General features: G+C 69.3%; 7 protein-coding genes and 1 pseudogene. 7 read left to right on the top strand and 1 reads right to left on the bottom strand.

Annotated elements, in window-relative coordinates; genetic code table 11:
* The first annotated feature begins 91 nt into the window (after nucleotides 1-91).
* The 7 genes and pseudogenes from ACFWP7_RS11755 (at nucleotide 92) to ACFWP7_RS11785 (ending at nucleotide 8,185) form a co-directional block, all read left to right on the top strand.
* On the top strand, nucleotides 92-1,141 hold the full coding sequence (locus tag ACFWP7_RS11755) for a BMP family protein (RefSeq protein ID WP_384379841.1): 1,050 nt from the start codon (nucleotides 92-94) through the stop codon (nucleotides 1,139-1,141).
* Nucleotides 1,142-1,578: 437 nt separating this feature from the next.
* Nucleotides 1,579-3,111 (top strand): annotated as a pseudogene (locus ACFWP7_RS11760) (ABC transporter ATP-binding protein); the annotation flags it as partial.
* A 422-nt stretch (nucleotides 3,112-3,533) separates the two neighbouring features.
* On the top strand, nucleotides 3,534-4,673 hold the full coding sequence (locus ACFWP7_RS11765; RefSeq protein WP_384379844.1) for an ABC transporter permease: 1,140 nt from the start codon (nucleotides 3,534-3,536) through the stop codon (nucleotides 4,671-4,673).
* The gene (locus ACFWP7_RS11770; protein ID WP_384379846.1) at nucleotides 4,670-5,935 is read left to right on the top strand and encodes an ABC transporter permease; all 1,266 of its coding nucleotides are present in this window, start codon (nucleotides 4,670-4,672) and stop codon (nucleotides 5,933-5,935) included. The genes ACFWP7_RS11765 and ACFWP7_RS11770 overlap by 4 nt, the downstream gene beginning before the upstream one ends.
* The gene (locus ACFWP7_RS11775) at nucleotides 5,932-6,345 is read left to right on the top strand and encodes a cytidine deaminase (protein ID WP_384379849.1); all 414 of its coding nucleotides are present in this window, start codon (nucleotides 5,932-5,934) and stop codon (nucleotides 6,343-6,345) included. The genes ACFWP7_RS11770 and ACFWP7_RS11775 overlap by 4 nt, the downstream gene beginning before the upstream one ends.
* Nucleotides 6,346-6,435: 90 nt before the next feature.
* Nucleotides 6,436-7,719 (top strand): thymidine phosphorylase, encoded by a 1,284-nt coding sequence (locus ACFWP7_RS11780; RefSeq protein ID WP_384379883.1) that lies wholly within the window; start codon nucleotides 6,436-6,438, stop codon nucleotides 7,717-7,719.
* Between the two features lie 79 nt (nucleotides 7,720-7,798).
* Nucleotides 7,799-8,185 (top strand): STAS domain-containing protein, encoded by a 387-nt coding sequence (locus ACFWP7_RS11785; protein WP_384379852.1) that lies wholly within the window; start codon nucleotides 7,799-7,801, stop codon nucleotides 8,183-8,185.
* Here the strand turns inward: ACFWP7_RS11785 and ACFWP7_RS11790 are convergent.
* A complete protein-coding gene (locus tag ACFWP7_RS11790) occupies nucleotides 8,078-9,085 on the bottom strand; it encodes a sigma-70 family RNA polymerase sigma factor (protein WP_384379855.1) in 1,008 nt (335 codons plus the stop codon). The genes ACFWP7_RS11785 and ACFWP7_RS11790 overlap by 108 nt on opposite strands.
* Nucleotides 9,086-9,287 lie beyond the last annotated feature (202 nt).

The raw sequence follows: 9,287 nt of genomic DNA on the forward strand, positions 1-9,287 counted from the left end.
GGGTTTTCTAGTTGGTCTACGCGCGTTAATCTGCGGCGAAGCCAGCGCCGAAGTCGTTCCGTCAGGCGCTTGTACGACAGGAGCACAACTCATGCGCCGGGTTCCCCGCATCGCGCTCGCAGGCGCTGCGACCGCGTCTCTCGCCCTCGTTCTGTCCGCCTGTGGCGGCACCTCGACCTCCGCAGGCTCGTCGGAGTCCAAGGGCGACCTGGGTCTCGCCATCGCCTACGACGTCGGCGGCAAGGGCGACCAGTCCTTCAACGACGCCGCGTACGCGGGCCTGGAGGAGGCGCAGAAGGAGTTCGGCTACAAGACCGCCGACGTCGAGCCCACCGACGGTGAGACCGACGCCGACAAGACGCAGCGCCTGGTCTCGCTGGCCAAGCAGGGCTACAACCCGGTGATCGGCATCGGCTACGCCTACGCGCCGGCCATCAAGGAAGCCGCGGCGAAGTACCCCGACACCACCTTCGGCATCGTCGACGACTCCACGGTCGAGACGGCGAACGTCGCCGACCTGGTCTTCTCCGAGCAGGAGGCCTCCTACCTCGCCGGTGTCGCCGCCGCCAAGGCCACCAAGACCAACACCGTCGGCTTCGTGGGCGGCGTGGACGTACCGCTGATCCACAAGTTCGGTGCGGGCTTCGAGCAGGGCGTCAAGGACACGAACCCCAAGGTCACCGTCCTGTCGCAGTACCTGACGCAGACCGCCGAGGAGGGCGGCTTCTCCAGCCCCGACAAGGGCAAGACGGCCGCCGAGGGCCAGATCGAGAAGAAGGCCGACGTCGTCTACGCGGCGGCCGGTCTGTCCGGCCAGGGTGTCATCGAGGCCGCCTCCGCCAGCAAGGTGTGGGCGATCGGTGTCGACTCCGACCAGTACAAGCAGGAAGCGCTGAGCAAGTACAAGGCCTCCATCCTGACGTCCGCGACCAAGGACGTCGCCAAGGCGGTCTACAACCTTGCGAAGTCGGTAGAGGACGGTAAGCCGGAGACCGGTATCGTTCGGGGCGACCTGAAGTCCGGTGAGGTCGGCCTCGCCGATTCCAACCCGGCGTTCAAGGACGACACCGCTATCCAGGATGCCGTAGCGGCAGCCAAGGAGAAGATCATCAGCGGCGAGATCAAGGTCAAGACCAGCTGACGAGCAAGATTTCAGGAGCAGCCGAGCGGCTCCGGGGAAGTTCAGGAAGGCTCTTTCCGGGCCGCCCGCTCTTCCCCGGAGCCGTTCAAGTGGCCTCGAGGAAGTTCAGGCACGCCCCCACGCCGCCCGGCACGCACTCTCGCCGCACCGGCCAAAGGCCCAAGTAGCTCCGCTACGAGGACCTTCGTCCGGCACACCGAGAGCACGCACCGAACGACGCGGGAACGCACCCGCTCTTCCCCGAGGCCACTTAGTAACCGCGGGGTTACGTCCGCTCAACGGGATGCGGGGAGTCTGGCTCTCCGTATCCCGTTCTCGCGGCGCGCCGCCCCTTAAGTTGCCGTAGGGGCGCTACGCGCGTAGACGACCCCCTTTCCCTCAGGAGATGCGCCATCAACGCGTCCAGCAGCCCTCCGGCCGGCGCGGTCAACGGTCAGGTGACCGCAGTCGAACTCGCCGGGATCACCAAGCGATTCCCCGGCGTCGTGGCCAACCACGACATCCACCTCAGCGTCCGCAAGGGCACGGTCCACGCCCTCGTCGGTGAGAACGGCGCAGGCAAGTCGACGTTGATGAAGATCCTCTACGGCATGCAGAAGCCGGACGAGGGCACCATCGCCGTCGAGGGCGAGCAGGTCACCTTCTCCTCGCCCGCCGACGCCATCGCGCGCGGCATCGGCATGGTCCACCAGCACTTCATGCTCGCCGACAACTTCACCGTCCTGGAGAACGTCGTCCTGGGCAGCGAGAAGCTGTACGGCATCGGGGGCAGGGCCCGCCGCAAGATCCTTGACCTCTCCAAGCGGTACGGCCTCGGGGTGCGCCCCGACGTCCTGGTCGAGGAGCTCGGTGTCGCCGACCGGCAGCGCGTGGAGATCCTCAAGGTCCTCTACCGCGGCGCCCGCATCCTGATCCTGGACGAGCCCACCGCGGTCCTCGTCCCGCAGGAGGTCGAGGGTCTCTTCGCCAACCTGCGTGAGCTCAAGGCCGAGGGCCTGTCGGTCATCTTCATCTCGCACAAGCTGGGCGAGGTCCTCTCCGTCGCCGACGACATCACGGTCATCCGCCGCGGGACCACGGTCGGCACCGCCGTCCCCTCCGAGACCACCTCGCGCCAGCTCGCCGAACTGATGGTGGGCAGCGAGCTGCCGACCCCGGAGACGGCGGAGTCCACGGTCACCGACCGGCCGGTCCTGACCGTCACCGACCTGCGCCTGGTCGCCCCCGGCGGCAAGGCCCTCCTCGACGACATCACCTTCACCATCCACGCGGGCGAGGTCCTCGGCCTCGCCGGTGTCGAGGGCAACGGCCAGACCGAGCTGATCGACGCGCTGATCGGCCTCAAGGGCGCCGACTCCGGCACCATCACGCTGGCCGAGCAGGAGATCACCTCCTGGGCCACCCGCAGGCGCCGTGAGCAGGGCATCGGCTACATCCCCGAGGACCGGCACCGCCACGGCCTGCTCCTGGAGGCACCCCTGTGGGAGAACCGCATCCTCGGCCACGTCACCGAGAAGCCCAACACTCGCGGTAGCCGGGGCGTCTGGCTCGACATCAAGGGCGCCCAGGCCGACACTCGCCGGATCATCGAGGAGTACGACGTCCGCACGCCCGGCATCGACGTCACCGCGGCCTCCCTCTCCGGCGGTAACCAGCAGAAGCTGATCGTCGGCCGTGAGATGAGCGCCAAACCGCGCTTCCTGATCGCCGCCCACCCCACCCGTGGTGTGGACGTCGGCGCGCAGGCCCAGATCTGGGACCAGATCCGCGAGGCCCGCCGCGAGGGACTCGCCGTACTGCTGATCTCCGCGGACCTGGACGAGCTGATCGGTCTGTCCGACACCCTCCGGGTGATCTACAACGGCAAGCTGGTCGCGGACGCCAACCCGGCCACCATCACCCCGGAGGAGCTCGGCACGGCCATGACCGGCGCCGCCACCGGACACCTGGAGAACGAGGAGCTCGCCGAGCAGGTGGAGCTCGAAGAGCAGGCTCCGCAGGCTGAGCGCGCTGCACAAGCCTCGCAAGGCGAGACCGCGGCGGACGCCTCGCAAGGCGAGACCGCGGCGGACGCCCCGCAAGGCGAGACCGCGGCAGACGCCCCGGAAGACGAGACCGCGGCGGACGCCTCGCAAGGCGAGACCGCGGCGGACGCCCCGGAAGACGAGACCGCGGCGGACGCCTCGCAAGGCGAGACCGCGGCAGACGCCCCGGAAGACGAGACCGCGGCGGACGCCCCGGAAGACGAGACCGCGGCGGACGCCTCGCAAGGCGAGACCGCGGCAGACGCCCCGGAAGACGAGACCACGGCGGACGCCCCGGAAGACGAGACCGCGGCGGACGCCCCGCAAGCCGAGACCACGGCAGACGCCCCGGAAGACGAGGCCCGCTGATGAAGAAGTTCGACAAGGAGCGACTGCTCCTGGCGGTGGCCGGACCGGTCATCGCGCTCGTCGTGGCCGTGGCGCTGACCTCGGTCGTGCTGATCGCCTCGGGGAAGAACCCGATCGAGCCGTACACGCTCATGTTCGAGCAGGCCGGGTACTCCGACATCCAGGTCCTGATCATCAACCAGGCCTCGATGTACTACATCGCGGCGCTCGCGGTGGCCATCGGCTTCCGGATGAACCTGTTCAACATCGGTGTGGACGGCCAGTACCAGCTCGCCGCCATGATGGCCGCGGTCGTCGGCGCCCATGTCGCGCTGCCCGCGGTCCTCCAGGTCCCGCTGCTGATCCTGACCGCGGCCTGTACCGGCGCGTTCTGGTCCGGCATCGCGGGTGTCCTCAAGGTCACCCGCGGGGTCAGCGAGGTCGTCGCGACGATCATGCTCAACGCGATCGCCACCTCCGTCATCGCCTACCTGTGGCTGCCCAGCGTCTTCGGCGTCAAGGTCGGCAACAACAACACCACCGGCGAGATGGACAAGTCCGGCTGGGTGCCCGGTTTCAACATGGGTGACGCCGGCGAGATCTACGGCCTCGTCGTCCTCGCGGTGCTGCTCGGCATCGGCTACTGGGTCGTCCTCAACCGGACCCGCTTCGGCTTCGACCTGCGCGCCTCGGGCGCCTCGGAGACCGCCGCCGCGGCCAGCGGGGTGAACCCCAAACGCATGGTGCTCACCGCCATGCTGGTCTCCGGCGGCCTGGCCGGTCTCGCGGGCCTGCCGATCCTGCTCGGCGACTCGCACACGTACAGCCTGAACTTCCCGACCGGCATCGGTTTCCTGGGCATCGGCATCGCCCTCCTGGGCCGCAACAGCCCGACCGGCATCGCCTTCGCGGCCCTGCTCTGGGCCTGGCTGGACAAGGCGTCCCCCGAGCTCGACTACAACGGCTACGACAAGGAGATCGCGGTCATCATGCAGGGCCTGATCGTGCTCTCGGTCGTCGTCAGCTATGAGGCCGTACGCGAGTGGGGTCTGCGCCGCCAGCAGCGTCGGGTCGGCGCGGAGCTTGCCGCCGGTCACGTCCTTGGCGCCTCAACCGGCACCACCGACAACAACACTTCGAAGGAGGTGGCGGGCCGATGACCACCGCAACCGACGTCAACCAGCCCTCGCTGGAAACCGCGCCCCCCGGCGGCCGCCGGCTGTCGCTCCCCGTCCTCCTGCTGGTCATCGCGGGCGGCCTGGCGCTGACCTCGATCGTCCGGATCATCACCGGCGCCGACGGCATCACCAACGTCAGCCAGATGTCCACCGCGCTCCAACTGGCCGTCCCGATCGGCCTGGCCGGTCTCGGCGGTCTGTGGGCCGAGCGCGCGGGCGTCGTCAACATCGGCCTCGAAGGCATGATGATCCTCGGCACCTGGTTCGGCGCTTGGGCCGGCTACCAGTGGGGCCCGTGGACCGGCGTCCTCGTCGGCATCATCGGCGGCTGCATCGGCGGTCTGCTGCACGCGATCGTCACGATCACCTTCAACGTCAACCACATCGTCTCCGGTGTGGCCATCAACATCCTCGCACTCGGCGCCACCCGCTACCTCGCCCCGCTCGCCTTCGAGGGCGTCCAGGGCGGCTCGGCCAAGCAGTCCCCGCCGGTCGACTCGCTGGGCAACTTCACGGTGCCAGGACTCTCCGACGGACTCAGCACGCTCAACGAGAAGGGCTGGTTCTTCGTCTCGGACATCGCGGGGCTGCTCGGCGGGCTCGTCACCGAGGTGTCCTGGCTGACCCTGATCGCCATCGCGCTGATCCCCGCATCCTGGTGGATCCTCTGGCGCACCCCTTTCGGCCTGCGCCTGCGGTCCTGCGGCGAGAACCCGATCGCGGCCGAGTCGCTCGGCGTCAATGTCTACAAGTACAAGTACATCGCCGTGATCATCTCCGGCGGTCTGGCCGGCCTCGGCGGCGTCTTCCTCTCCATCGTGGCCAACCCCTTCTACCTGGAGGGCCAGACCAGCGGACGCGGCTACATCGGTCTCGCCGCGATGATCTTCGGCAACTGGATGCCGGGCGGACTCGCCATCGGCGCCGGCCTGTTCGGCTACACCGACAGCCTCAACCTGCGCGGCGGCTCCGAGAACGTGCACGCGCTGCTGCTGCTCGCCGCCATCCTGCTGGTCATCGGCGCGGTCTGGCTGGTGATCAGGAAGAAGTACGTGCCCGCGGTGATCACCCTGGTCATCGGCGTGCTGGTGTTCCTCTGGTACGCCCTCACCAACGAGGTCCCGAACCAGGTCGTCTCCGCCACGCCGTACGTCATCACGCTGCTCGTTCTCGCGCTGTCGGCGCAGCGCCTGCGGATGCCGAAGGCGGACGGTCTGCCGTACCGGAAGGGGCAGGGCAAGTGACCTCCGCCGACGAGGGTCCCGCTGCCGTGGACTGGGATGCGCTGCGGGAGGTCGCCCGCGCGGCCATGTCCCGTGCGTACGCCCCGTATTCGGGTTACCCGGTCGGTGTCGCCGCCCTCGTGGACGACGGCCGGATCATCTCCGGCTGCAACGTCGAGAACGCCTCGTACGGGGTCGGGCTGTGCGCCGAGTGCGGTCTGGTCTCCGAGCTGCAGAACACCGGCGGTGGCCGGCTGACGCACTTCACCTGCGTCGACGGGCGGGGCGAGGTCCTCGTCCCGTGCGGGCGCTGCCGTCAGCTGTTGCACGAGTTCGGCGGGCCGAGTCTGATCCTGGAGACCCCGGCCGGGATCCTGCCGCTCTCCGAGATGCTGCCGCAGGCCTTCGGGCCGGAGTATCTCAACAAGTAACTCCGTGCGGCCCCTCCTGATCGAGCGATCGACCGATCGACCGGTCAGGTGAGGGGCCGCTCACCTTTCGGAAGGAAAGCCATGGCTGTGTTGTCGATGGATGCCGTCTCCGTCATCCGCACCAAGCGGGACCGCGGTGAGCTCAGCGACGAGCAGATCGACTGGGTCATCGACGCGTACACCCGCGGCGAGGTCGCCGACTATCAGATGGCCGCCCTCAACATGGCGATCCTGCTCAACGGCATGGACCGTCGGGAGATCGCCCGCTGGACCGCCGCGATGATCGCCTCCGGCGAGCGCATGGACTTCTCGTCGCTGTCCCGCCCGACCGCCGACAAGCACTCCACGGGCGGTGTGGGCGACAAGATCACGCTCCCGCTGGCGCCCCTGGTGGCGGCCTGCGGCGCGGCGGTCCCGCAGCTCTCCGGCCGGGGCCTCGGCCACACCGGCGGCACCCTCGACAAACTGGAGTCGATCCCCGGCTGGCGCGCACTGCTGTCGAACGAGGAGATGCTCTCCGTACTGGACGGCGTCGGCGCGGTGATCTGCGCCGCGGGTGACGGTCTCGCCCCCGCGGACAAGAAGCTCTACGCGCTGCGCGATGTCACCGGCACGGTGGAGGCGATCCCGCTGATCGCCTCCTCGATCATGTCGAAGAAGATCGCCGAGGGGACGGGCTCGCTGGTCCTGGACGTGAAGGTCGGCACCGGCGCCTTCATGAAGACGATCGAGGACGCGCGTGAACTCGCCTCCACGATGGTCGGGTTGGGCACGGACCACGGGGTGAAAACGGTCGCGCTCCTCACGGACATGTCGACGCCGCTGGGTCTGACGGCGGGCAACGCCCTCGAAGTACGGGAATCCGTCGAGGTGTTGGCGGGCGGCGGCCCCTCGGACGTCGTCGACCTCACGATCGCCCTGGCCCGCGAGATGCTCGACGCGGCCGGCGTGAAGGACGCCGACCCGGCGAAGGCACTGGCCGACGGCTCCGCGATGGACGTCTGGCGCCGCATGATCGCCGCGCAGGGCGGCGACCCGGACGCCCCGCTGCCCGTCGCACGCGAGCAGCACGTCGTCACGGCGCCCGAGTCGGGCGTACTCACCCGCCTCGACGCCTACGACATCGGCATCGCCGCCTGGCGGCTGGGCGCCGGACGCGCCCGCAAGGAGGACCCGGTACAGGCGGGAGCAGGCGTCGAGCTGCACGCCAAGCCCGGCGACACCGTGACCGCGGGCCAGCCCCTCCTCACCCTGCACACGGACACCCCGGAGCGCTTCGAGTACGCGCTCGGGTCGGTCGAAGGCTCGTACGACATCGCTGTGGCAGGCACGGATTTCAAGGCCGCCCCGGTGGTGCTGGAGCGTATCGCCTGACCTGGCATTTCATCGCTCGCTCGGCGGGCGGCGCCTCCTGTAGGGATGCCGCCCGCCGACGAAGAATCCGGGGACCGCGATGAGTTCTCCGCTCCCCGTCGGTCTACTGGGTGTGGATGCCACGACACCCGCCGTACTTGTGCTGCCAGGGCCCGTCGCCAAGGACGAGGTGCCCCGGCTCTGTGACGACGTGCGGGCGCGGCTGGAGACATCCGGCAGTGGGGTCGTGGTGTGCGATGTCGCGGGGCTCGGGCCGCCCGGTCTGGCCGCCGTGGACCTACTGGCCAGGCTGGAGCTCGCCGCGCGCCGGGCGGGGGGACGGATACGCCTGCTCAACCCGTCCCCGGCCCTGCGTGCGCTACTCGACCTGGTCGGACTCCGCTTCGAGCCGGAGGGGCAGGCCGAAGAGCGGGAACCAGCGGGCGGTGTCCAGGAAGCAGTGGAACCCGGTGATCCGGCCCTTTGAGATCTCCAGCACCTGCACGGCCCAGGGCGAGAAACCGCCCTGCTCCGGATCCGGCTTGTAGTGCGCGAAGCCCGGCAGGCCGTTGACCTCCACCGGCACTAGGCGCGAGCCCGCGCAGCCGGCGCCCAGCGTCGTCATGAAGCCGGTGATGTCCTCCGTGCCGACCAGCCACAGGTCGAACGGCGGCATCGTCATGATCGCGTCCTCGTGGAGCAGCGCCGTCAGCGCCGTCATGTCGTACCCCTCGAAGGCGGCGACATAGCGCTCCAGGAGCTTCTGCTGCTCCTCGTCGAGCGGGTCGGAGGTGGCGGCGTCCGCCCCGGCGCCGTCGGTCTCCGCGAGGGTTGCGCGGGCTCGCTGGAGCGCGCTGTTGACCGACGCGACGGTCGTGCCGAGCAGCTCGGCGACCTCGCTCGCCTTCCAGGCGAGGACCTCGCGCAGGATCAGCACCGCGCGCTGCTTGGGCGGCAGTTGCTGCAGGGCGGCCATGAAGGCGAGCCGCACCGACTCCTTCGCCACCGCGGCCTCCGCCGGGTCGGTGACCTCGTGCAGGACGCGGGCGGTGGGCATCGGCTCCAGCCAGGTGTGGTCCGGGCGTGGGTTGAGGGCGGCCTGGGCCAGCGGTGAGGGTGCCGTCAGGTCCATGGGGCGCGCCCTTTTGTTGCCCGCGTTCAGCATGTCCAGGCATACGTTCGTCGCGATCCGGTACAGCCAGGAGCGCATCGATGAGCGGCCCTCGAACTTGTCGTAGCTGCGCCAGGCGCGGACCATCGTGTCCTGCACCGCGTCCTCGGCCTCGAAGGAGGAGCCGAGCATTCGGTAGCAGTACCCCGTCAGCTCGACCCGGTGTTTCTCCAGCCGGACGTCCAGGTCTGTCGTCGTCGCCGTGCCGTCGCTCATAGCCAACCCACCCCTGTGGCCGTTTCCGCCGCGCCTTCGCGACGTACTTCGGAAGCTACCGCAGCCCACTGACAATGGCCTGGGGAGTGGGGAAAGGTGCAGGTGGGAGGGGGGCGGGCGGTTGGTTTTTCGCCCCCTCCGTCCCTTCCCGTCCCTTGTTCCTGGGGCTCCGCCCCAGACCCCGCTCCTCAAACGCCGGAGG

Origin of the sequence: Streptomyces sp. NPDC058470 (assembly GCF_042721055.1) — a bacterium.
GTDB lineage: Bacteria > Actinomycetota > Actinomycetes > Streptomycetales > Streptomycetaceae > Streptomyces.

Bases quoted from the DNA above. Each gene is read 5' to 3' on its own strand.
- ACFWP7_RS11755 (WP_384379841.1), top strand. From the start codon at position 92: ATGCGCCGGGTTCCCCGCATCGCGCTCGCAGGCGCTGCGACCGCGTCT.
- ACFWP7_RS11790 (WP_384379855.1), bottom strand. From the start codon at position 9,085: ATGAGCGACGGCACGGCGACGACGACAGACCTGGACGTCCGGCTGGAG.
- ACFWP7_RS11785 (WP_384379852.1), top strand. From the start codon at position 7,799: ATGAGTTCTCCGCTCCCCGTCGGTCTACTGGGTGTGGATGCCACGACA.
- ACFWP7_RS11770 (WP_384379846.1), top strand. From the start codon at position 4,670: ATGACCACCGCAACCGACGTCAACCAGCCCTCGCTGGAAACCGCGCCC.
- ACFWP7_RS11765 (WP_384379844.1), top strand. From the start codon at position 3,534: ATGAAGAAGTTCGACAAGGAGCGACTGCTCCTGGCGGTGGCCGGACCG.